This is a genomic window from Bradyrhizobium sp. CCBAU 11430, assembly GCF_028128855.1.
In the GTDB taxonomy this organism is placed as follows: Bacteria; Pseudomonadota; Alphaproteobacteria; order Rhizobiales; family Xanthobacteraceae; genus Bradyrhizobium; species Bradyrhizobium ottawaense.
This window is the reverse complement of sequence record NZ_LBJV01000060.1, coordinates 118,700-140,159: the sequence shown is the minus strand read 5'-3', so window position 1 is coordinate 140,159 and position 21,460 is coordinate 118,700. Positions and strand designations below refer to the sequence as shown.

General features: G+C 64.9%; 32 protein-coding genes. 13 read left to right on the top strand and 19 right to left on the bottom strand.

All coding sequences use genetic code 11. The features are described from left to right. Nucleotides 1-75: 75 nt before the first annotated feature. From XI04_RS20490 to XI04_RS20465, 6 genes are all read right to left on the bottom strand, one after another. Complete coding sequence (locus XI04_RS20490) at nt 76-996, bottom strand: SH3 domain-containing protein (RefSeq protein WP_271610338.1); 921 nt, start codon at nt 994-996, stop codon at nt 76-78. 14 nt (nt 997-1,010) lie between these two features. Continuing rightward, a complete protein-coding gene (locus XI04_RS20485) occupies nt 1,011-1,307 on the bottom strand; it encodes a hypothetical protein (RefSeq protein ID WP_028142787.1) in 297 nt (98 codons plus the stop codon). A gap of 187 nt (nt 1,308-1,494) precedes the next feature. Next, nucleotides 1,495-2,049: an inner membrane-spanning protein YciB gene (locus tag XI04_RS20480; protein WP_028142788.1), complete on the bottom strand. Its 555-nt coding sequence runs from the start codon at nt 2,047-2,049 to the stop codon at nt 1,495-1,497. A 12-nt stretch (nt 2,050-2,061) separates the two neighbouring features. Then, entirely contained in the window at nt 2,062-2,637 is a 576-nt protein-coding gene (locus tag XI04_RS20475; protein WP_038948095.1) for a hypothetical protein, read from the bottom strand. A gap of 76 nt (nt 2,638-2,713) precedes the next feature. Further along, a complete protein-coding gene (locus tag XI04_RS20470) occupies nt 2,714-2,977 on the bottom strand; it encodes a hypothetical protein (RefSeq protein WP_028142790.1) in 264 nt (87 codons plus the stop codon). A gap of 75 nt (nt 2,978-3,052) precedes the next feature. Beyond that, on the bottom strand, nt 3,053-4,450 hold the full coding sequence (locus XI04_RS20465; RefSeq protein ID WP_271610339.1) for a carotenoid oxygenase family protein: 1,398 nt from the start codon (nt 4,448-4,450) through the stop codon (nt 3,053-3,055). Between the two features lie 105 nt (nt 4,451-4,555). On the opposite strand from XI04_RS20465, the gene XI04_RS20460 reads away from it, so the two are divergent. Then, nucleotides 4,556-5,296: a TetR/AcrR family transcriptional regulator gene (locus tag XI04_RS20460; RefSeq protein WP_038971628.1), complete on the top strand. Its 741-nt coding sequence runs from the start codon at nt 4,556-4,558 to the stop codon at nt 5,294-5,296. A 121-nt stretch (nt 5,297-5,417) separates the two neighbouring features. Here XI04_RS20460 and XI04_RS20455 read toward each other — a convergent pair whose 3' ends face one another. Beyond that, the gene (locus XI04_RS20455; protein WP_038948092.1) at nt 5,418-6,023 is read right to left on the bottom strand and encodes a hypothetical protein; all 606 of its coding nucleotides are present in this window, start codon (nt 6,021-6,023) and stop codon (nt 5,418-5,420) included. Between the two features lie 163 nt (nt 6,024-6,186). Here XI04_RS20455 and XI04_RS20450 point away from each other — a divergent pair, with 163 nt between their 5' ends. Next, complete coding sequence (locus XI04_RS20450; RefSeq protein WP_038948090.1) at nt 6,187-6,750, top strand: SET domain-containing protein; 564 nt, start codon at nt 6,187-6,189, stop codon at nt 6,748-6,750. 42 nt (nt 6,751-6,792) lie between these two features. Here the strand turns inward: XI04_RS20450 and XI04_RS20445 are convergent, their stop codons facing one another. Both XI04_RS20445 and XI04_RS20440 read right to left on the bottom strand, forming a co-directional pair. Then, the gene (locus XI04_RS20445) at nt 6,793-7,191 is read right to left on the bottom strand and encodes a hypothetical protein (RefSeq protein ID WP_271610340.1); all 399 of its coding nucleotides are present in this window, start codon (nt 7,189-7,191) and stop codon (nt 6,793-6,795) included. A gap of 39 nt (nt 7,192-7,230) precedes the next feature. Continuing rightward, nucleotides 7,231-7,461, bottom strand: coding sequence for a hypothetical protein (locus tag XI04_RS20440; protein ID WP_080670194.1), 231 nt, complete (start codon nt 7,459-7,461; stop codon nt 7,231-7,233). A 100-nt stretch (nt 7,462-7,561) separates the two neighbouring features. Here XI04_RS20440 and XI04_RS20435 point away from each other — a divergent pair, with 100 nt between their 5' ends. Then, complete coding sequence (locus XI04_RS20435) at nt 7,562-8,383, top strand: helix-turn-helix domain-containing protein (protein ID WP_028142797.1); 822 nt, start codon at nt 7,562-7,564, stop codon at nt 8,381-8,383. Nucleotides 8,384-8,476: 93 nt separating this feature from the next. Further along, entirely contained in the window at nt 8,477-9,142 is a 666-nt protein-coding gene (locus tag XI04_RS20430) for a DsbA family oxidoreductase (RefSeq protein ID WP_028142798.1), read from the top strand. Here the strand turns inward: XI04_RS20430 and XI04_RS20425 are convergent. The 3 genes from XI04_RS20425 to XI04_RS20415 all read right to left on the bottom strand — a co-directional run bounded on the left by XI04_RS20425 (nt 9,120) and on the right by XI04_RS20415 (nt 12,253). Then, nucleotides 9,120-10,313 (bottom strand): GNAT family N-acetyltransferase, encoded by a 1,194-nt coding sequence (locus tag XI04_RS20425; RefSeq protein WP_038971632.1) that lies wholly within the window; start codon nt 10,311-10,313, stop codon nt 9,120-9,122. The genes XI04_RS20430 and XI04_RS20425 overlap by 23 nt on opposite strands. A 151-nt stretch (nt 10,314-10,464) precedes the next feature. Next, a complete protein-coding gene (ccoG, locus tag XI04_RS20420) occupies nt 10,465-11,904 on the bottom strand; it encodes a cytochrome c oxidase accessory protein CcoG (protein WP_271611141.1) in 1,440 nt (479 codons plus the stop codon). A gap of 31 nt (nt 11,905-11,935) precedes the next feature. Continuing rightward, on the bottom strand, nt 11,936-12,253 hold the full coding sequence (locus XI04_RS20415) for an ArsR/SmtB family transcription factor (RefSeq protein ID WP_038948085.1): 318 nt from the start codon (nt 12,251-12,253) through the stop codon (nt 11,936-11,938). A 93-nt stretch (nt 12,254-12,346) separates the two neighbouring features. Between XI04_RS20415 and XI04_RS20410 the strand changes: the two genes are divergently transcribed. The 3 genes from XI04_RS20410 to XI04_RS20400 are packed head-to-tail and all read left to right on the top strand — an operon-like array spanning nt 12,347 to nt 13,628. Next, a complete protein-coding gene (locus XI04_RS20410; protein WP_028142802.1) occupies nt 12,347-12,775 on the top strand; it encodes a YeeE/YedE family protein in 429 nt (142 codons plus the stop codon). A 5-nt stretch (nt 12,776-12,780) separates the two neighbouring features. Beyond that, a complete protein-coding gene (locus XI04_RS20405; RefSeq protein WP_038948084.1) occupies nt 12,781-13,248 on the top strand; it encodes a DUF6691 family protein in 468 nt (155 codons plus the stop codon). A gap of 23 nt (nt 13,249-13,271) precedes the next feature. Next, nucleotides 13,272-13,628 (top strand): carboxymuconolactone decarboxylase family protein, encoded by a 357-nt coding sequence (locus tag XI04_RS20400; protein ID WP_271610341.1) that lies wholly within the window; start codon nt 13,272-13,274, stop codon nt 13,626-13,628. A gap of 68 nt (nt 13,629-13,696) precedes the next feature. Here XI04_RS20400 and XI04_RS20395 read toward each other — a convergent pair whose 3' ends face one another. Continuing rightward, nucleotides 13,697-14,023 carry a hypothetical protein gene (locus XI04_RS20395; protein ID WP_028142805.1) on the bottom strand — a complete coding sequence of 109 codons (327 nt, stop codon included), beginning with the start codon at nt 14,021-14,023 and terminating at the stop codon, nt 13,697-13,699. A gap of 113 nt (nt 14,024-14,136) precedes the next feature. Then, nucleotides 14,137-14,541, bottom strand: coding sequence for a hypothetical protein (locus XI04_RS20390; RefSeq protein ID WP_271610342.1), 405 nt, complete (start codon nt 14,539-14,541; stop codon nt 14,137-14,139). Between the two features lie 177 nt (nt 14,542-14,718). Between XI04_RS20390 and XI04_RS20385 the strand changes: the two genes are divergently transcribed. Continuing rightward, the gene (locus XI04_RS20385; protein WP_212428672.1) at nt 14,719-14,943 is read left to right on the top strand and encodes a hypothetical protein; all 225 of its coding nucleotides are present in this window, start codon (nt 14,719-14,721) and stop codon (nt 14,941-14,943) included. Nucleotides 14,944-14,956: 13 nt separating this feature from the next. Further along, nucleotides 14,957-16,993 carry a pyrroloquinoline quinone-dependent dehydrogenase gene (locus XI04_RS20380; protein WP_271610343.1) on the top strand — a complete coding sequence of 679 codons (2,037 nt, stop codon included), beginning with the start codon at nt 14,957-14,959 and terminating at the stop codon, nt 16,991-16,993. Nucleotides 16,994-17,037: 44 nt separating this feature from the next. On the opposite strand, the gene XI04_RS20375 is transcribed toward XI04_RS20380, so the two are convergent. Further along, the gene (locus XI04_RS20375) at nt 17,038-17,286 is read right to left on the bottom strand and encodes a PilZ domain-containing protein (protein WP_370092662.1); all 249 of its coding nucleotides are present in this window, start codon (nt 17,284-17,286) and stop codon (nt 17,038-17,040) included. Between the two features lie 176 nt (nt 17,287-17,462). Between XI04_RS20375 and XI04_RS20370 the strand changes: the two genes are divergently transcribed. Beyond that, nucleotides 17,463-17,756: an HdeA family protein gene (locus tag XI04_RS20370; protein WP_026201704.1), complete on the top strand. Its 294-nt coding sequence runs from the start codon at nt 17,463-17,465 to the stop codon at nt 17,754-17,756. A 133-nt stretch (nt 17,757-17,889) separates the two neighbouring features. On the opposite strand, the gene XI04_RS20365 is transcribed toward XI04_RS20370, so the two are convergent. Next, a complete protein-coding gene (locus tag XI04_RS20365) occupies nt 17,890-18,354 on the bottom strand; it encodes a PaaI family thioesterase (protein WP_028142810.1) in 465 nt (154 codons plus the stop codon). A gap of 375 nt (nt 18,355-18,729) precedes the next feature. Between XI04_RS20365 and XI04_RS20360 the strand changes: the two genes are divergently transcribed. Beyond that, entirely contained in the window at nt 18,730-19,026 is a 297-nt protein-coding gene (locus tag XI04_RS20360; RefSeq protein WP_018316631.1) for a hypothetical protein, read from the top strand. A gap of 150 nt (nt 19,027-19,176) precedes the next feature. Then, a complete protein-coding gene (locus XI04_RS20355) occupies nt 19,177-19,431 on the top strand; it encodes a hypothetical protein (RefSeq protein WP_028142811.1) in 255 nt (84 codons plus the stop codon). A gap of 82 nt (nt 19,432-19,513) precedes the next feature. On the opposite strand, the gene XI04_RS20350 is transcribed toward XI04_RS20355, so the two are convergent. Then, nucleotides 19,514-19,747 carry a DUF6894 family protein gene (locus tag XI04_RS20350; protein WP_028142812.1) on the bottom strand — a complete coding sequence of 78 codons (234 nt, stop codon included), beginning with the start codon at nt 19,745-19,747 and terminating at the stop codon, nt 19,514-19,516. A gap of 167 nt (nt 19,748-19,914) precedes the next feature. Further along, nucleotides 19,915-20,112 carry a hypothetical protein gene (locus tag XI04_RS20345; protein WP_271623752.1) on the bottom strand — a complete coding sequence of 66 codons (198 nt, stop codon included), beginning with the start codon at nt 20,110-20,112 and terminating at the stop codon, nt 19,915-19,917. 351 nt (nt 20,113-20,463) lie between these two features. Between XI04_RS20345 and XI04_RS20340 the strand changes: the two genes are divergently transcribed. Then, nucleotides 20,464-20,721, top strand: coding sequence for a DUF2798 domain-containing protein (locus tag XI04_RS20340; protein WP_028142814.1), 258 nt, complete (start codon nt 20,464-20,466; stop codon nt 20,719-20,721). Nucleotides 20,722-21,274: 553 nt separating this feature from the next. On the opposite strand, the gene XI04_RS20335 is transcribed toward XI04_RS20340, so the two are convergent. After that, nucleotides 21,275-21,442: a hypothetical protein gene (locus tag XI04_RS20335; RefSeq protein WP_167456565.1), complete on the bottom strand. Its 168-nt coding sequence runs from the start codon at nt 21,440-21,442 to the stop codon at nt 21,275-21,277. Between the last annotated feature and the right edge of the window lie 18 nt (nt 21,443-21,460).

The window sequence follows — 21,460 nt, the reverse complement described above, 5'->3', positions numbered from 1 at the left end:
CCCGGGTGCAATGCTCAAATACAATCCTGAATTGTTAAGAAGACAAGAGCGAGAATGTCGCGGAGCGCTCTCTTCTCAGCTGCAATTCGTGACCTGGTTCGAGCAGAGCGCGCGCCACCAGCCGCGGACGCCGTCATGGCTCTCGACCAGACCCCAGAAGCCGCTGCAGGCGAACAGGCGCTTCGGGCCGCCGTCACCGTCGATCGGGCCGCCGAGCTCACGCTGCGCCGGCATCCATTTGGCATCGACGAAGGGAGCCTGGAACAGCCCGCCTGCGCGCGTATAGCCATTGGCGTAGCTCGCGCCGACCTTGTTGGACGCAACCCAGCCGCGCCCGGCATAGGGTTTGGGCGCGCTCCGCGGATATCTCTTCTCGTCCTCGTAGTCCTTGCCCGGCGGCTTGGCGCCTTCGATCAGAAACCAGCCGCTCTTGAAGCCGATGATGCGGAATTCGGTGAGCCAGCCGCCGTCGGGCGTGTTCTCGGCGCCGCCTAACTTCAAGCGGTAAGGCGGCGGCAGCGTGCCGAGCACGCGCGCCGTCGCCGACGGCTCGGCGCGCACGTTGAGGCCAGCGGGGTCCTTGTCGATGGACCAGGCGCCGAGACTGCAGGGCTCGGTGCCCTCGGGCAGCTTTGTTCGTCCGGCGGCGAGATCGGCGTGCAGCTTAGAGAAATCGGTGTCGTCATTGTCCGGATCGGGCTCTGTGCGCGGCTTCAACTCGGCTGAAACCGCGCGTGTCGCATCCGGTGTCAGCTTGACCACGAGGGCCTCGCGCGCAGCGAACACGCTTGCCGGTGTTTTTGGATCGTTCGATGGCGCGGGATAGACGGCGAGATATCCCATCGAGCCGTCGGTTCGATAAGCGGCGCCGGCGACATAACCTGCCGGGACCAGGGCGAGCGCGCTTGCGCGCCACGCCGGTTCGGTGTCATCCGCGCGCGCCGCTAGTGTCGCGACGCACAGCATCGTCGTCGCGATGAGACGAAGCACGCGCATGATGCTGCGCCGCCTTACGCGCGGGCGCCCGTGAACGGGAAGCTGCCCATCGGGCCGATGCCCATCTCGCCGTTCATGCTGTCGCCGGAGACGGTGCCGGCGAATTCGAGCGTGAGCGGCATCGGGTTGGTGATCGAGACCTTCCAGGAGACGTTGTCGCCAGCGACGGTGCCGTCGAAGATCTCGGCGGTATTACCTTCCGCGCCTTGCGTGCCCGTGAGCGTGCCGCCGGCGGCCTTGAGGCTCAGCGTCGCCTGGCGCTCGCCCATCGGCGTCGTCATGGTCAGATTCCAGTTGCCGTCTACGGCCATTCCCGTCTCCCGAACAAATCCCGGCGGACCGCGACGATCCGCGGCCAGTCCCGGACGAGCCTATAGCCCAACTCGCAGCTCCTGCCTAACGCTCCATTTGAGGCATGGAAGCATGTCCCGAAAAGTGCGTAGCGGTTTTCGGAAAAGATCATGCTCAGACAACAACCTAAAGCGATCACATCGCGCTTTAGGCGCGGGCTGCAGCGCGCCTGCGGCTGGTGACGATGAGCCTTAGAACGACATACTGCACGGCAAAGGCGAGGATCTTGGCGCCGCCGGCGACCACCGTGAGGTAGAACGCCCACAGCTTCAGATCGCCCGTGGAGGCGACGAGGATCATGCCGACGCCGATCACGAACATCAGCGCCGCCCAGGCATAGCCTGCAGCCGTCACATATTCCGGAACGGTCTCGACGACGATCGGCGGCATGTAGCGCAGCATCCAGCCGCGCTTGAGCATGATCGCGCCGATGGCGAAATGCGCGATCGAAGGCTTTGCCATCATGAAGCGGGGATCATTGGTCAGCAGAGTGATCCCGCCCAGTCCGACGACGAGCGCGAGGCTCGCATAGGTCATGTAGTTGAGTTGCTGCCCCTTGATGCGGGCGTGGATCACCTGCGCGATCGCGCCGGCGATCGCCACTGACGTCGCGAGGATGACGTTGTCGGTGGCGAGATAGACGACCAGGAAGACGATGGCGGAGAAGAGGTCGGAGCCGAGGCGGGCGAATACGTCCTTCATCGTCAATCCTGTTCAGCGGGCGGTGGGCAATGCGCGGGCGGGCGTACCGTACTTGATCTGGCGATACTCGGGATACCATTTTGTGAAGTAAATCGCGCTGTTGCGGGCGGCGAAGGCGACTGCAAGGCTCGACCAGAGCGGCAGGCCGGGGACGTAGAGCAGCACGAGATTGCCGGCCGCCATCAACAGCGCGGCCACGGTCCAGGCGCCGGTGATGACGTAATTGGCGGTGAGAAAGCCGGGCATCGCCGCGGTCTCGGCCGGCACTGATTCCAGCGCATATTGCAGCGTGAAGGGACGGCGGACCAGCAGCGAGCCGAGCGCGATGACGAAGATGCCGATATCGACCGACAGCTTGACGCCGAGCGTTCCGAGCTGCGGGTCGAGCAGCGCCAGGTAGAGGCCGATTGCGGCGAACACGATCGCCGAGCCCGCGGCCAGGGTCTTCACCGAGCGCCCGCGCGCCACATCGATTGCGACGGTGGCGAGGCAGATCGCGGAGGCCACGAACACGCTGATCGCGGCCGACGTTACCAGCATCAGGAAGCTGTAGGCGCCGTAGGGCGCAAGGATCAGGAAAATCGCCATTACCTACCTCGGTCAGGCCGATCTTTACGATGTAAAGATAAATAGGTCAGAGGCGAGACCGGGTCAAGCGAAATCTTTACAGTGTCAAAATGATGTAGGCGGCATGTAAAAGTTGAAGTGCCGCAACGGCTTGGTCGGACGCCTCGTCAGCCAATTCCGCCCAGGGCAGGCGCGACAGAATGGGGAGCGCGCAGGCGATCGCGAGGCCGAGGGCGAGCAGGATGCCGCCGTTGAAGAGGACTTGGCCGCTCCGCCGCAGATGGACCACCTCGAGTGTGAGCGCGGCGCAGACCATGGCGAGGATGGCGAGGAGGTCTGCGGTGATGGAGGGCATCTGCATACGGGCCTCTTTGGTGACACGTCCGTGCTGTGGCTCCGGGCGGGCGCCAAGTGGCGCGCCCCGGAATGACGGGAGCTACTGCGCCCCCACCCAATTGCCGTGAAAACCATCCGGCACGCGATGGCCGAGCTGCACCAGCGCGACGGGACCCGCTTCGACATCGGTGGCGTTGAACACGGCGAGGTCGCTGCGGTTCTCCCGCGCCCGCCAGACCACGGCGAGCAGCCAGCCATCGCCCTCAGTCGCATCCTTCGATCGCTCGACGAACACCGGCTCGGAGATGGTGTCGCCGGCGGGCAGCAGGTAATGGCCGAGACGTCTTCCGTTGCCGTCGACATGGACGACGCCGGAGAGCGCGCCGAACATCGGCAGTTTCGGATTGGCGCAGGCGTACCAGCCATGACGGTTCTTCAGCCCGGCGTGGCGGTCGTCGATGCGCGGAAATTCGCCGGTGAGATCGTCGAGATAGGTCTGCTGGAAGCGATCGGTATTGCCGGAGAGATCGAAGGTCCAGCGGCAGTGCCGGGCGCGCGACTTGTCCGGATCGGTCGGCCGGCCGTCGGAATGCGGAAACAGCGGCGCTTCCTCGAACTGCATGACGTCGGCGATGATGCGGTTCTCGTCCTCCCACGCGTTCATGATGTGGAAGACGTAGCAGGCTTCACCGCGAAACCAGACGATGTCCTTTGCGGTGCCGCTCCGCTTCATCACGCCGACATAGGCGCCCTTGTCCGGCTCCCAGGCGTAGGGCGGCTGCCCGCGCATCGCGCGCTCCATGCTGCCGGTGATCGGCAGGATCGGAAACAGCACATGGTTCGCGGTGACGATGAAGTCATGGACCATGCTGGCATAGGGCGCCTCGAACCGCTCGAAGCGGGTCGCCTTGCCGGAGGCGTCGATCGAGCCGTAGGAGAGGGCAGGCGTCAACGGTCCTGCGGCGTTGTAGCCGAAGAACACGAGCTCGCCGGTGACGGGATCGATCTTCGGGTGCGCGGTAAAACTGCCGGCGACACGGCCCTGGTAGTTGTGATAGCCGCGCGTCGCCAGCGTGCCGGGCTCGATCTCGGTCGGCAGATGCGCCTCTTCCAGCGCCAGCAGCTTGCCGGCATGGAAGATGATGTTGGTGTTGGCGACGCCGCCGTCGGTGAGATCGGCCGGCGCATCCGGCAGCTTGCGGCCGAAGCCGCCGAACAAAGCGCGGCCGGCATCGTGCTCGGCGAGCCATTTCGGCGTGCGGACCCAGCGGTTGCGATAGCTGGCGCGGCCGTTGTCGAGATGGAACGCGTGCAGCATGCCGTCGCCGACGAACCAATGCGCGCCGGGGGAATCGAACTGCGGATTGGGGCCGTTGCGATAGAGTACGCCGTTCAGCTCGCGCGGCAATTCGCCGATGATCTTCAGGAATGGCGCGTCCGCTTCGAACGGGATCGGCGCGATGTTGTTGCGGCGCTCGGCGATGGCGTCGTGCTGCACGGCGTACACTCCCTATCTTTACATCGTAAAGATCGGATAGCGTCGATTGCCGCATCGGTCAAGCGAAATCTTTACACTGTCAATATTGCGTCATATAGCTTGCAAATGGCCAAGATCGACACCAAGACCGATACCAAGAGCGAAACGGCGCGACGCGCGCGTGCCCCCAGAAAGACGACGTCGACTGCGGCATCGCGCCCAAGGCGTGGCGCGGCGAGCGCGAAGTCCGAGACGCCCTATCACCACGGTGCCTTGCGCGAGGCGCTGCTGCAGGCTGCCGAACGGGTGCTGGAGCGCGACGGACTCGCCGGCCTCACCTTGCGCGCGGTGGCGCGGGAGGCGGGCGTCTCCCATGCCGCACCCACCCACCATTTCGGTGATCTCACCGGCCTGCTCAGCGAGCTCGCGGCCGTCGGCTTCCGCCAGTTCAACGCGGCGATGGCGGCATCTTGCGGTGCCGCCACCACGCCGCTCGAAGCCGCGCTGGCGCGGCCCAAGGCCTACGTCGCCTACGCGCAAGCCCATCCCGGCATGTACAGCATCATGTTCCGTACCGAGCGCCTGGACTATTCCAGGCCCTCGCTGCACGAGGCGGCCGAAGCCTCCTTCGCCGGGCTGGCGAATGCGATCGGCATGATGCGGCAGGAGCAGATCAGCGGTGACGCGCTGACGCTGAGCCAGGGTGCCGCGATCGCACGTGCCTGGTCGATGGTGCATGGCTTCACCATGCTGCTGCTCGACGGACGGCTCGAGGATATCTTGGGACGTCTGCCCGAGGGAACGACGGCCGAGCGGCTAATGGAGGCGATGCTGATGGCGCCGGTGGCCACCAAACACCCCGCATAGCGGTCGTGGGCCGCCAAGGCCTAAAGCATGATCCGGAAAAGTGCGCAGCGGTTTTCCGAAAAGATCATGCTTAAACAACAACCTAAAGCGCGATGACGATTCGTCCTAATCGCATCGCGCCTTAGCGCATCGTCGCAAGCTCGACGGCGCGGCCGCGCGTGCCGATGATCTTCACCTCGTCCTTGCCGCAAGCGAAGCCGCGGGCGAAATCGTCCGCGGCCTTGCGCGCAAGCTCGTTGGTGGTGGGGTTTGCGATCGCATCGACATAAGCAACGTGACAGACCGGGCCCGGCGGTAGCCGGGTCACGACCAGCATGGCCTTGGTGTTCGGCCGGCCCTGCTTGTCGGGATCGGCATTGTCGGCGATGTGCCAGCGCTGGATGATCGCGAACGGCTTTGCGCCCACGGCACGCCATTCGATCGTGGTCTCCGACGAATTGAACGGTGCGAACCAGACCTTGGCTGCCGGTTCCTCGGCCGCCTGCTTGCGATTGCGACCGACCGAGACGATTTCGCGAAGATCGTCCTCGGCGATCAGCACCAGGAGGCCGTCCTTGCCCGGACAGATGCGCGTCGTGCTGCCGTCGAGCTCGCTGGGCTTGCCGATCTGGCGGCAATCCTTGGGCGCGGTCGAGGTGTAGGTGCTGCCCACGGTTTGGGCGGCGGCGCTGTGCAGGCCGATGCAGATCATCAAGACGGCCAGGCCTGTGCAGGTGATGCGGTTCATCATGAGGGCTTCGATCGCAGGGAACTCCGCACCATCAGACGTCTTCATTGTGGGCAAGGTTCAAACAGGGGTGGGATAGACCTGACAGCGGCGCGGAATCGTTCTAGAAGAGCGGCTTCGCTTGGGCTCCTCCAGCCTCGTTCGCGTCCTCCTTTACTTGATCATGCCAGCCATCTCCTCGCAAAAACCCTATCGCGTCGGCCGCTCCAAGACCGGGCTCGGCCTCTTCGCCACCAAGCCGATCAAGAAGGGCACCCGGATCATCCGCTATTTCGGACCGATCCTGGATTCGCGGATTCCCGAGCAGGACGACATCGAGAACAAGTACCTGTTCGAGCTCAACGGCCGCTGGACTATCGACGGCTCGGTGCGCAAGAATCTGGCCCGCTACATCAACCATTCCTGCCGGCCCAACGCCGAGTCCGACGTCCGGCCGCGCGAGCGCAAGGTCTTCATCCGCGCCATCAGGAACATCGAGCCGGGTGACGAGATCAACTATGATTACGGTACCGACTATTTCAAAGCCTATCTGAAGCCGATCGGTTGCAAGTGCGAGTCGTGCGAGAAGAAGCGCAAGAAGCTGCGAGCCGAGGCGCGGGCGGAAGCCGCCAAGGTGAAGGCGCGCACGGAAGCCAAGGCCAAGAAGGCGGGCACGAAAAGCACGGCGAAAAAGAAGAAGCTGAACGGCAAGCACTTCGCCGGCAAGGTCGGCCGGGCGAGGGCGTAGTCGCAGGCGATGGCCGCGATTGGTGCGCGGCCAGGCCGGGCCTTACGCCGCCAACGCGCTCGCACTTCTCCGCAATCCCACATATTGCAGCTCGGCAAACACGCCGGTGGCGATCGCCTGCGCCACGACCATGAGCGCGCCGGCAAGGTTCGGCGACACCGCGCCCGAGAGCAGCAGCGCAATGCTGCCGACTGTCCAGGCCGCATTGCCGATCACGACCAGCAGCACGAGCGCCTTCGCCACCGAGGCGCGTGACGCCAGCCAGCCGACCAGCGCGACGTAGGCGATCAGGAACAGGCCGGCCTCGCGCAGCAGCGCCTCCGGCAAATTGAACAGAGCTGCGAACGCGCTCGCGCCGAAAGTGAAGCCGAGGGCGGCGACGCCGCTGAAGATGGCATCGGCGAGCAGCGCGCGGCGCAGGAAGGTGGAAGCGTCGATCATCAGAGGTCTCCATGGTTGGGGTGGGCTCGGGGGTGAAACTCAGTGCCGTCCGCGCCACCAGGCGCGAAGCAGGCGGGCGAGGCGGAACGGACAGAGGCTCCTGCCGACGCCGTGCTCGAAGGCCGTGACCTGCGCGAGCACATAGTCGCCGGTCGAATGCACCAGCGGCTCCGGCATGTTGAGGCTGCGCGCCAGCATCCGCGTTGCGAAGGCCATGGCCCAGGGAACAAGGTGGTCTGCGACGGTCCGGTAGAGCAGCAGCGCGATCATGGTCATCTCCTGTCGCCACTGAAGATGCGCGCGCCGGCGCGCCAATTCGATTACCTCGCGGGTAATGGAAGGGCCGAAATCCGCATGCTAGGTTCTGGTCATGAACGCACATGCATCCACGGCACAGGCCGACCGCAGCCAGCCGGTTCACATCGGCGACCATTTGCGCGAATGGCGGCAGCGCCGCCGCATGAGCCAGCTCGATCTCGCGGGCGAAGCCGAAATCTCGGCGCGTCATCTCAGCTTCGTCGAGACTGGCCGCGCCGCGCCCTCGCGCGACATGGTGCTGCGGCTCGCCGAGCGTCTCGACGTGCCCTTGCGCGAGCGCAACGTGCTGCTGGTCGCCGCCGGCTATGCGCCCGCGTTCCAGCAGCGCCCGCTGGAGGATCCCGCCTTGAAATCAGCCCGCCAGGCGATCGATCTCGTGCTGAGGGCGCACGAGCCCAATCCCGCGCTCGCGGTGGACCGGCACTGGAACCTGGTGTCGGCCAACCGCATGGTGGCGCCGCTGCTCGATGGCATTCCGCAGCGGCTGCTTGGCCAGCCCTTCAACGTGCTGCGGCTCGCCTTTCATCCCGAGGCGTTGGCGCCGCGCACGGTCAATCTCGCGGAGTGGTGCGGCCACCTTCTGGAGCGTCTGCACCGGCAATGCGAGGTGACGGCCGATCCTGAGCTGATCAAGCTCTACAACGACCTCAAGAGCTACCCCATCCCGGCGCGCGCGGGGCCGCTGTCGAGCGACAATGTCGCGATCCCGTTCAAGCTGCGCCACGGCGGGGAGATACTAAGTTTCTTCTCCACCACCATGGTGTTCGGCACGCCCGTCGATATCACCCTGTCGGAGCTGGCGCTGGAGACGTTCTTCCCGGCCGACGAGCGCACCGCAGAGCGGCTGAAGCAGATCGCGGCAGCCATGACCTAGAGCCCTTGACCTAGAGCTCCTTGGCACCCTTGCCTCCGAGCGGCTTCGGCTTATCTTTGGGCCAACCTTGATCGCCCGAAGGAGGCGCCTGACATGAGCACGCTGAAACCGCTCCAGATCGATGTCGTCTCCGATGTGGTGTGCCCCTGGTGCTATATCGGCAAGCACCGGATCGAGAGTGCGCTGGCGCTCGTGCCGGACGTTCCCGTCAAGCTCAATTTCCGCCCGTTCTTCCTCAATCCCTGGGTGCCGCGCGAGGGCATCAGCCGCGAGGCCTATCTCACCCAGAAGTTCGGCTCGGTCGAAGCCTATAAAGGAATCGCGGGGCGCGTCGTTACGGCCGCAAGCGAGGAGGGCCTCCTCTACAAGCCCGAGCTGGTCGCGCGTCAGCCCAACACGACCGACTGCCATCGCCTCATCCTGTGGGCGGAAGCGATCGGCAAGGCGCCCGAGATGAAGCAGCGCCTGATGGAGCTGTATTTCCGCGACGGGGGCGATCTCACCGATGTGAACGTGCTGGTGCAGGCGGCCGCCGATATCGGCCTCGACGCCGAGGACGTGCGCCGGCGCCTTGCCACCGACGAAGACGTCGCGCGCGTCTCGGCCGATGCGCAGGAGGCCGCCGAGAAGGGCATCTCCGGCGTGCCGACCTACGTGTTCGCGCAGAAATACGCCGTCTCCGGTGCGCAGGACCCGACCCTGCTCGCGCGCGCCATCCGCCAGGTCTCGGAGGAGATCAACGCGCAGGCGGCGGAGTAGCTTTCGCTGATTTGCGGAGCCGGCGGACCACGTGTCGCGCGCCCTCGTGCGCGGCATTGAGTCCGGCCAGTGCTGCGTGAATCAGGGCCACGACCGGATCGTGCCGCCGCAGCGGGATCAGCACGTCGCCGACTGCAAAACGCCCGCGCCAGATCGGGTTGATCATGGGGTGATCGGCGCTCGCGGTGGAATCCGCGCTTGCGATGGCGGGATCGGCGCAGAGATGGCGGGTGAGCTCGATTGTGAGCTGCACGCCCGGCGAATATTTCGCAAAGCGTTCGTCAATGCCGAGCTTGAAGAAGAAAGCGCGGTCCTGATGGCGCAGCACGATGCCGGCGGCGACCGGGGTCGTCCCGGCGCGAAGCGTGATGATTTCGCACTGCGCGGTCTCCGCCAGCGCCGGCACCGCGCGGCGAATGAAGGTCGCATCGCCGACATGCTGCACCAGCGCGGTGCCGCGCTTGCCTTTCCAGCCGCTGGCTTCGAGCTGCAGGAATGTTTCGAGTGCGGGCCCGATCTCGTCAGGCCGGCGTGCGACGTCGAACGTAACAGGGCCGTGCTCTTCGAGGCGATGGCTTTGTCGGCGCAGCTCCTTGAGCTTCTTGGTGCCGAGTGCGTCGCGCAGTAGCGTTTCGTCATCCTGCGTCGCATCGAGGCTGGCGCGGATGTAGGAGGAAAGCACGCGCGGCTTCAGGCCGTCGCGGGTCAGGACCTGCTTAAGCGCAGTCATCGCAGCGCCGTCGAGCGCGACGTCGTTGAGCACGAGCGCATGCGCGCCGGCCTCGCGCGCCCGCCGCAACAGTTGCGTCGCCGCCTCGATCGGGGCGTCGCGGTCGATCAGCGGACTGCACAGGGTGCCGTAGGGATGCGCGCTCACCAGCGCGGGCAGGGGAATCTTCAGGGCGCGCCACAGCGAGATCACCGGCATCAGCCCGATCAGCCGGGTCGACGCTCCGTCGAAAGCGGGCAATGCCGAAGCTGCGGTGCGGCCGCGCGCGGTGGCGCTGACGGCGAGCTCCCAGGCGGGCAGGTAATATCCGTTCGGCTCGATCGCGCGCTGCGCGAGCGCGCGCCATTGGCCGGGATCGATCGCTGTAAGCGGGACGCGCGCCGCCATGGCATCCTTTCTCGATGCCGCATGGATCGCTGCCTGCTGCGCGATGTCGACCACGTCCCCTCGTCCCGTTCACGCGGGCAAATGCCGCGTCACGTGGCCATGCTTAGCCCAAAGATTGGAAAATACCGTTGGGACGCGGCTCCAATTCGACCGGTAATGTTAACGTCTCGTTGAGCATCCGGTGCCGGATGCTCAACGCAGATCCCTATTTGTCGCCGGGCAGGAAGTGATCACGGGCGCTCGCCCGCCCCCCGCTGGCGGTATCGGTGATCGCAACCTCGAGATCGCGCGAGCTCTTCGGCAGATCGGCAGGCCCGACCTGCACCGACAGCCTGACCTCGCGGGTCTGGTCCTGCCCGACTTCTACGACGGGCTTGCCATCCGGAGCGACTTCAACGCCTGCGACCCGGATGTTCGCGCCGGGCAGTCCGGAGACCTCGATCGCAAACGATCGCTGTGCGCCCTTGTTGAGAATGCGCACGGTGTAATCGTTGCGGACCCCGCCGTCCGAGAGCTGAACGAACAGTGGATTGCGCTCGTGCAGCACGTTGACGTCCATGGTCGCGCGCGTGGCGAGGGTGTAGACCATGATGGTGCCGACGATGGCAATGGCTGCGGTATAGATCAGCGTGCGCGCGCGGACGATGCGATAGATCGGCGGCTTGCCGTCGCGCCGGCGCTGCATGTTGATATCGGTATCGTAGCCGATCAGGCCCTTGGGCCGGCCGATCTCGCGCATGACGTTGTCGCAGGCATCGATGCAGAGGCCGCACTGGATGCAGCCGAGCTGGATGCCGTGGCGGATGTCGACGCCAGTCGGGCAGACGTTGATGCATTGGTGGCAGTCGACGCAATCGCCGGCGAAATCGCCATGGGCGCGGGCAGCTTCCGCCTTCTTCACCGACATGCGCGGCTCTCCGCGGTCGCGGCGATAGGTGACGTTGAGCGCCCATTCGTCGGTCAATGCCGCCTGGATGCGCGGCCACGGGCACATGTAGATGCACATCTGCTCACGGGCGTGGCCGGCGAAGACATAGGTCGTCGCGGTCAGGATGCCGATCCAGAGATAGGCGATGAACGGGGCCTGGAAGGTGGCGAGCTCCTTCACCAGCGTCGGCGCGTCGTCGAAATACAGCACCCAGGCGCCGCCGGTCCACCAGGCGATCATGATCCAGAGAAAGTGCTTCAGCGCCACCTTCCGGATGTGGTCGAACGTCCAGTAGCGCTTGTCGCCCTGCATGCGCTCGCGCCGGTCGCCTTCGACCCAGCGCTCGACGGCGTAGAACAGGTCGGTCCACACCGTCTGCGGGCACAAATAGCCGCACCACAGTCGCCCCGCGACTGCATTCATCAGGAACAGGGCCATCGCCGCGATGATGAGCAGACCGGTGAAGTAATACACCTCCTGCGGCCACAGCTCGATGAAGAAGAAATAGAAGCGGCGATGCGGCAAGTCGATCAGCACGGCCTGGTCGGGCAGGCCGGGTCCGCGATTCCAGCGCATGAATGGCAAGAGATAATAGATCCCGAGCGTGACGCACAGGATCGCCCATTTGATGCGGCGGAACGGGCCGTGGACCGATTGAGGATAGACCTTCCTGCGCTTCTCGTAGAGAGGTCCTTCGATGAAGGTGTCGTCGGTCATGCCGCGCTCCCGCGTTTGCGCCGGCGAAGTCCTAGGGTGCGCAGAAGAGGCGGTACAGCGTCTCCAGCACCGCGCGGACTTCCCGGCTCGCGATGCTGTAGTATATCGTCTGGCCGTCCCGCCTGGGTTTGACCAGGCTCAATGCGCGCATCTTGCCGAGATGCTGCGATAGCGCCGCCGAGGACAGGCCCGCGATCTCGGCGAGTTCGCCGACGGACTTTTCGCCGTCCAGCATGTTGCAGAGAACCAGCAGGCGCTTGGGATTGCCCATAGCGGTGAGGAGGCGGGAGGCCTCTTCGGCCTTCTCCTCCAGAGCGAGCAATTCCTGATTGCGGGGCTTGCGATTCATGGTCGGCTAGTATATTAGTATATTCGAAAATAAGAAACAACTGAAATAAGGGTATCGCCGCCCGTGAAGGGCACTCTCGGTCCGGAGGGTCGAATGGTTGCAACGTCTTTCACGCCAATGGCTTCGCTCGTGGGCGGCGCGCTGATCGGCCTGTCCGCCGTTCTGCTGATGTGGGCGAAGGGACGGGTCGCCGGCGTCAGCGGCATCGCGGCAAGGTTGTTTCCGCCCTATGAGGACGGCGAGTTCGCCGGACGGCTGGCCTTCGTCGCCGGTCTTGTCGCCGCACCCGTGCTGGTGCGGCTCGCCACCGGAAGCCTGCCGTCGCAGACGATCGAGGCGGGCACGGCAATCCTGGTTGTCGGCGGCCTGCTCACCGGCTTTGGCTCGGTGTGGGGCAGCGGCTGCACCTCGGGCCACGGCGTCTGCGGCCTGTCGCGGCTCTCCACGCGTTCGCTGGTCGCGACCGTGACCTTCATGGCAGCCGGCATGGCGACCGTCTTCGTGATGCGGCATTGGAGCTGACGCCGATGGCCATTCTCGTTCAATTCGTGATCGGCCTGGTCTTCGGTCTCGGCCTGATCGTCTCCGGAATGTCCGACCCGGCGAAGGTTCTGAACTTCCTCGACGTCGGCGGCATTCCGGCGGGGACGTGGGATGCGAGCCTTGCCTTCGTGATGGCCGGCGCGGTGGCAGTGACCTTCATCGGCTTCAATCGCGTCCTGCGGCGCGCGCGTCCGTTCTTTGCCGAACGATTTTTCCTCCCGACGCGAAACGATATCGATCTCAGAATCGTCGCAGGCCCGGCGATCTTCGGTATCGGCTGGGGACTGGCCGGCTTCTGTCCGGGGCCGGCGCTGACCGCGCTCGGGTTCGGGTCTTCTTCGGCCTTCATCTTCGTCGCGGCGATGTGTGCCGGCATGGTGCTGGCACGCTTTGTCGCTCACCTGCCGTCGCTGACGCGCTTCGTCGCGCCGGCCGATCCGCTCGAAACCTGAAGTCACTGCAGAGAGTAAAGACCATGGACAAGAACTATCCCGACATCGTCAGGCAAATCTCCGCCAATATGCGCAAGCTGCGGAGCGACATTCCCGAGACGATGAAGGGATTTTCCGCACTCGCCCAGGCCGCCACGCACGAGGGTGCACTGGACAAGAAGACCAAGGAGCTGATGGCGCTGGCGCTCGGTGTCGCCGCGCGTTGTGACGGCTGCATCGGCTTTCACACCGAAGCCCTCGTCAAGCTCCGCGCGACGCGTCAGGAGGTCGAGGAGACGCTCGGCATGGCCGTCTACATGGGCGGCGGACCGTCGCTGATGTACGCGGCGGACGCGATCGCGGCCTACGAGCAGTTCCAGCAGCAATCCGTCGCCGCCTGATCCGATTCAATCACGTGACGGGACCGGGCGATTGTCTCGCCCGGTCCCGCCCATGCTGGATCTAGCAACTACCAGCGGTCGCCGACACCGACGCCCACGCTGACGCCGGGCGCGCGAATGCCGACGCCGCCGCGCGGCCCGTCATCCCAGTCGCGATAGGTGCGTCGCTCATAATAGCGATCGCGCGGCATGGAATTGTAGGAATCGCGCACGATCACGCGCGAACCACCGCGCGTGCGATAGCAGCGGCCGGCGTCGTCGCAGACAAGCCGGACCTGCTGGACGAGATCCGAATTGGTGTACTCGCTGCTCGTGTAGATATCGGAAGCCTTCGCACTCGACGCCGCCGCCAAAGCACCGACGCCCGCCAAAAGCGCAATCGTAAACGTCTTCATCCTGTCCTCCACCGAAACTGCCCTCGGCGGTAACAAGAAGGGGAGGCGGCGATCGTTCCCGATTGCGATGCTGGTTTTTCCCGGAACCGGAGCTTTGTTGCGCGGATTCGCTGCTAGATCGGCTCGTAGGTCTCCGTTCCGCAGATATCGTCGGCTTCCGCCCGGCGGCGGTCGACCACCTTTCCGCCCGATATCGTCACGATGTAGGTCTGGGCGCCGAGCGAGGTGCCGGTCGCGGAGGTGAGCTGGGCGCGGACGCAGGCGGTCCAGCCGGGCCCTCGTACCTCGCGATGGGGCGAAGCGACGTGCACCTCGCGCGGATAGGAGGTGGCGAGGAAGACGACGTCGATCTGCTCGCGCACCACGCGCTTGACGTCGGGAGGCGCTTCGGGCGGCGGCTGCTCGGTTTCCTTCATGCGCATGAATTCCGGCACTGGGGCGCGGCTGTCGGCAACGCCGCAGGCGCCGAGCGCGAGCGCGCCGGCGAGCAACGCCGCATGAGCAATGATCCGCAACATCCGTGGAGGTCCCCTGCGGGCCAACAGATAGGCAGGAATGCGATCCGGCGAAGTCCCCGGCGATCAAGATTTGCTGAAGTCTTTATGGAAGCCTTGATGGAATCCTTGGAACTCGCGGCATTTCATATTCCGGAATTGCAGGCTAAGTTTGTACCCCAGACGAGGGGGATTGCACCAATGAGGATTTTGGTCATCGCGGCTGCGCTCATGGCGCTGACGGTTGCCTCGGCGCAGGCGCAGGGCCGACGGCCACCCAATGACGGAGCTAAACCGGCGGACAACAAGCCCAAGGTCGACGAGAAAGCCTACAAGGCCGCGCTCGAGCGCATTCCCGAGCCCAAGGACAAGTACGACCCTTGGGGCGGGGCCCGGCCGAGTGAGCCCGCCAAGAAGCCGAAATAGAGCGAGGGAAGCGTTGCGGAGCAGCCTGCGAATTCGGATCGGGCTCGTTGCGCTGCTGCTGATTGCCGTGCGGCCAAGCGCGGCCTGGGAGAGTTGGGGCGGCGATGCCGGCGGCTCGCGCTTCTCGCCACTGCAACAGATCACGCCCGACAATGTCGGCAATCTGGTTCGGGCCTTCGAATTCCGCACCGGCGATCTCACGGTGCGTCCGCCGGAGGTGATGCGGCGAACCAAATTCCAGGCAACGCCGCTGTTCGTCGAGGACAGCCTGATCTTCTGCTCGCCCTTCAACGAGGTGATTGCGCTCGATCCCGGCACAGGCGCGCAGAAATGGCGTTACGATCCGAAGATCGCGACCAATCAGCGTCCCGCCAATCGTTACGTCTGCCGCGGCGTCACCCACTGGACCGACGATGAGGCGCCCGCGAATGCCGCCTGCCGATCGCGCATCTTCATGGGCACGAACGACGTCCGCCTGATCGCGCTGGACGCGAAGACGGGAATTCCCTGTGCCGGTTTCGGCAATGGCGGCGAGGTGAAGCTCGATATCGGCATGGCCCTGGAATGGCCCGGCGAGTTCCAGATCACCTCGCCGCCCGCCGTTGGCCGGGGTGTCGTCGTGGTCGGCTCCTCGATCTCCGACAACCGACGCGTCGATGCGCCGAGCGGCGTCGTACGTGCGTTCGACGCGCGCAGCGGCCGGGCGCGCTGGACCTTCGAGCCGCTCAAGCGTGACGGCATCGAAGCCGGGCACGCCAACGTCTGGGCGCCGATGTCGGTCGACGCGGCGCGCGGCCTGGTGTTCCTGCCGACGTCCTCGCCGTCGCCGGATTTCTGGGGCGGCAAGCGGCCGGGCAACAATGAACATGCCAATTCGGTGGTCGCTTTGCGTATCGAGACCGGCGAGCTCGCATGGGCATTCCAGACCGTGCATCACGACGTCTGGGATTACGATCTGGCGGCGCAGCCGACGCTCGCGCGCCTCGATGCCGGTGACGGCCAGCGCGACGTCGTGATCCAGCCGACCAAGCAGGGTTTTGTCTTCGTGCTCGACCGCGATACCGGCAAGCCGGTCTGGCCGGTGGAAGAACGCGCGGTGCCGCAGGGCGGCGCGGACGGGGAGGCGTTGTCGCCGACGCAGCCGTTTCCGACGCATATGCCGGCGCTGACGTCGCAGACGATCTCGACCGACGACGCGCTCTCGCCGTTGCCGGAACTGCGCCGCTCGTCCTGCGAGCGCCAGTTCACGGAGGCGCGCAACGAGGGTCTGTTCACGCCGCCTTCCGTGCGGGGCACGCTGGAGTTTCCCTTCACCGGCGGCGGCGTGAACTGGGGCAGCGCGGCCTTCGATCCGGTCCGGCAGATTCTCTACGCCAACACCGGGCGCGCCGTTCATCTCATCAGGCTGATCCCGCGCGCGGAGGCCGCCGGGTACAACCCGCCGCCGGGTCATGATTTCGGCCAGCAGCGCGGCGCGCCGTTTGCGATGTCGCGCGCGGTGGCGATGTCGCCGCTCGGTCTGCTCTGCAACAAGCCGCCCTGGGGCGAGATGGTTGCGGTCGATCTGAAGGCCGGCAAGATCCTCTGGCGCTCGACGGTCGGCACCACCGAAGATCTGGCACCGCTCGGCGCGCCGCTGCCCTGGGGCGCGCCTCTCGTCAACGGACTGGCGGTCACGGCGGGCGGTCTCGTCTTCACCGGCGCGATGGATGCTTATCTGCGTGCCTTCGATGCGCGAAGCGGCAAGGAGCTGTGGCAGGGACGGCTGCCGGTGCCCGGCGTCGCCAATCCCATGACCTATCTGTGGAAGGGCGAGCAATATGTCGCGATCGGCGCCGGCGGCCACTCCGAAGCTGGCACCTCGATCGGCGACAGCGTGGTTGCGTTCCGCCTGGCGCGGCCGGGCGAGGCGCCGACATTGTGGTCGCGCACCATCGATCGTCCCGGTGGACGATTTTTTGGGGCATCCGCAGTGATCGGAATCGGGATCGCCGCGCTCGTGATCGCAAGCCTGCGCTGGCGTCGCCGTCGTCGTATCACGCAATCATAATCGTGTTGTGGATGCGATGCGAACGTTCGTTCACATCGAGCGCGCTATTGCACGAAGGCGAGGCCGACGCGCTTGTCACTGCGCCAAACTGTGCGACAATTCCGGACGAAATCGTCGCGCGCGATCGATAGCGTGAACGATTGCGGCAATGTGACGGGGGTGTCGAGGTCGATCGCCGCGCCGCCCGCTGACATGTTTCGCACAGTGCAGGGAATGCCGCTGCTTTCAAAGGTGATCGTTCCACCCTTGAAAACACGGTACCGCTGCGCTTCACGCTTCTCGATCATCCGCATTGGTCCATCATGTTGATTGTGAAGTAGTGCATAGAAATTACGTTGAACTAAACTCAATACTGGCGCTACTTGCACAGCGCTTCAGACTTCGTTTACGACGTTGACGCGGAGAGTCTCTCCGCCGACTTTCCTCACACGCTTTTCTTTTGTGGCGCTACGCGCCAATGGAGATACTGATGAAGACCACGCTTTCGATTTTGCTCGCCGCCGCGTTCTCGCTGTCGTCGATGCCCGCCCACGCCGTCAAGTGGGACCTCTCGACCATGAGCTGCAAGCAGTTCCTCGAGAGCGGCGAAGACAATATCCAGGTCGTGCTGACCTGGATGGACGGCTGGTACAAGGGCGACGAGGACAACGCGATCATCGACACCGACGTGTTCATCGAGAACGCCAAGAAGTTCGGTGCCTATTGCGGAAAGAATCCGACAGCCAGCATCGTCACCGCGGCCGACGAAGTGCTCGGAAAATAATCCCGGCAAGTCATGAAGCGTGCGGACCGAAGCGAGGATGCAATCGCGCTTCGGTCTCTTGCTTCGACACGATCGTGATGGAGAGCCGCGGTGCGCTTTACGCCCACGCGGCTCTCTTCTTTTGAGATGCTGCTCAGCCCGGCAGCATCGCGAACGCGCTCGATACCATCGCGACCGGCTTGTTGTCGGCGGCCGAGAGCAGCGTGACGCGGCCAAAGCTCATGGTGCGCCCGAGCCGCACCACGCGCGCGTCCGCCAGCACGTCCGACGAGGACACTGCGCGCATGAAATGCGTGGTCTGGTCGACCGTGGTCATCGGGCGGTAGCCGCGATTGGCAGCCAGGATCGCGATCACCATCGCGGTGTCGGCGAGCGCCATCAGGGCCTGGCCGCAGACCACGCCGCCGTTCCGGCACAGCCGCTCCGAGAACGGCATGCGCAGCAGCGCGCCCGGCTGCCAGTCCGGCGCATCCGCCGGCTGCACGTGCTCGAGGCGCTCGACGGCGAGATTGAGATCCTGGACCCAGGGCGCAAAAACCTCGCCGAGGATGCGTCTGGCGTCGGAGAGGCCGAATTCGGTGTCTGGCTGCATTTGCATTGCTGGCGCGCTCTCCTGTATTGCCGGATGTTTCGGCCCATTGTGCGCGCATCGGCGCGGCAAAGTCACCCGGTCTGGCGCCGGTCCCGTCGGCTTGAAAATGCCTGACTTGGCCCGATATGATGGCTTGCTCGGGGTATGGGTGGCTGATGTTGCGTCGGTGTGTCCTCGTCTTTTGCATGGCCGCGCTCGGCCTGGCGCTGAGCGGCTGCACCAAATGCGGTCCGATCTGGGACGACTGGCTGCACGCGCCGAAATCGTGCAGATCGGATCGGCTCTAGCGGGCCCGGACGGCCTCGGCGGTCGCGACCGGCCGCGACAAGGATGACCAGGCACGGGCGATCCGTGCCTCCATGGATGATCAAGGAGTAGACGATGAAGCTTTTCCGTTTGGCCGCGGTGCTGGCCGTGCTGGCGGGACCTGCCTATGCGCAAATGCCCAATCTGAATTTGCTGCAGGACGCCCCGAGCAAGACCCCCGAGGAAAAGGCCGCGGAAGCCGAGCGTGACAAGGCCTACAAGGAAACGCTGAAGAAGATCCCGGATTCCAAGACCTCCAACGATCCCTGGGGCGGCATGCGCTCCGATCCGCCGAAGCAGCCGGCGGCGCCGAAGGCCTCGGCCGCAACCAGCGCGCCGAAGAAGTCCAAGAGCGGCACGGCCGCCAACTGACGAGCGGCACGGCCGCCAACTGACGAGCGGCACGGCCGCCAACTGACCCAGCTCCGTTCGGGAGGCGGTGCAACGCTTTTCGGACGGGACTCCTCTTCACCCGGCTCACGCCCTACATTGGGCTGAGCGTAGTGCGTAGAGGAGGAGGACATGGCCGACCGTCCGCGGGATCTCGCCGAGCGGATGGCGCGCCGGCGCAAGATCGCCGGCAAGCCGGGCCAAGCGGTTCGGGACGGCTATCTGCGCGAGACCTTCACGCTGCCGCGCGCGGCGGCGCGGGAAAGGGCGCAGGCCTTCTTCGCCCGCTACCCCAAGGCCGGCTATATGAGCGTTGTCGAGAGCTGGCGCGAGCTGCCCGGCGGCGATATCGAATTCACCATGCGGCGGCTGCCCAGCGCGGACTAGAGCATGATCCGGAAAAGTGCTCAGCGGTTTTCCGAAAAGATCATGCTCAAACAACAATCTAAAGCTTGATCCGGAGAGCTTGCTAGTCGAGGGTTTCGGCAACGATGCGGATCCGGAACACGGGCTCCTTGGTCTCGTCCAGCAGCTCCATGTGCCATTCGGAATTTTCCTGGAGCTTGCGGGCAATGCCTGCGGTCATGTCGGCGCAGACATTGGTCATCTCTTTCCAGGCCGAATTGCGATCGGCAAATTCCGTCGCCTGATCGGCGCAGCCGGAGTAACTTCCATTCCGGATCCGAAAGAAATACAACGGCATAGCTGGCACCGATCGCGCGCGTGATGGCCTCGCCCCCAAGGCCATGGGCGCGCGCAGTCCAATCCCAAACGACCGTCAGATCAATTCCGGGCGGCTACGGATGATGTTCCGCCGCAACCGCCAGCCGTGGTGCAGCGGGCGCAGAAGGCGCCATCCGATGCCGACTTTCATCCGGCCGGTTCACGCCGCCCGGCCGATCGCTTCAGCTCACGGTCGATACGCAGCTGCACGCGCCGGATCGCCAACAGGTCGATTTTCGTCTCGGTCTCGCCGGTCTTGACCTGCTCGCCAATGCGGAACTGCCACTGCCAGATTCCGGGAATCGCCGTCTTGGCGACGGTGAACTCGATGCCCCTGTGATTCATGGCGACCTCCCACGATTCACTCTCCATGACTGCAAACATGTTCGACGTGCCAATATTCCGGAGACAAGCAAATTTTGTCGGTAAGCCCTAGATAGTTCGGGGGTATCTCGAAAGCGCGCCTGCCCCGAAACAGGCGAAGCCGGCTCTCGAAAGACGCCGGTCCGTGAGACAGTGAGGCTGTCGCATACCCGTGGTTCTCCGACCATGAACAAAGTTCCTGGGCTGCACCCGGCTGCGTCGGTACGCCGATCGGACGGGCCGCGGGGGCCCGCGGAGGGGTTACCGGTTTCCCTGCAAGCGGCGGCATATGCCTTGCTTGGTCTGGCGATGGCAAAAACAGCAAGGGTCGTCATGCTGGGCATTCCCCGCCGCTACAGTCATTTCGTCTTCGGCATCATCCAGTCCGGGCTGACGTCGCTGATCGCGGCGGGGATCGCCAGCTTGCCCGCAGGCAGCGCGATGAGCTTCGTCGGGCACTGGATGGTGTCGTGGCTGATCGCATGGGCCGCGATGTTGCCGATCGTGCTGCTGGCTGCGCCCGCGATCCGCGCCTTCTCGCTGCTCCTGACGCAGGAGGAGCGGGACCCGCGAACCGCCCGGCAGGCATGAAAAAGCCCCGCCTGGGGAGAGCCAGACGGGGCAAAAAGTTATTGGAGGCTGAGGTGCTGGGCTGCAACACCATAGCGGCATCATCCTAGCCGGCTCCGCTTACGGCAGCCTGACAGGCGTCAGATTTCCGGACTCAACGCCGAGGCCGCAGACTGGCCCCGCACCGGTCCCAATTTCGACATCCGTTCGCACAACTGCGGACACACCGGTCGGCAAGATTCCACAGCGTTCGGCGCAGCCATGGGGGAAACGTGGCACGCCGACCACGGGGTGGCATCATGGATAACGTAGAGCGGTCATTCGCCGCCGCGACAGCGGCTGGCTTCGTGGTGCTGGTGATCGGCCTCGTGCTGCTGGCGCTGCTTTAAGGACAGGCACGCGAGCGGCAGCCTTTCCCTGGATGACGGGGGTACAGGGCATGCCGCAAAACTGGAAAACAACCCCATGCACAGTAGGCTGCATGGAAGTTCCGTTGTGCTTTCAATGGCTTAAACTTGGCGATACCGTCAACGCGCTACGCTCTCTTGTCGGCTTCGGAAGCCCCCGGTTGGGTCTAGTGGATCTTGATTACATTCAGGGGAAGGTGGAGCTCGGCGGCGCGCTCTTGGCGGTCCTTCTTGCGGAATTCGTTTTCCTGGCGCTCGAACTTCATCAGCTCCTCATGCGCCGCCTCCAGCAGGGGATTGCGCCTGATCGTATCGCGGTTCGTGGTGTCCGTCATGACTGAGGTCCCCAGAGT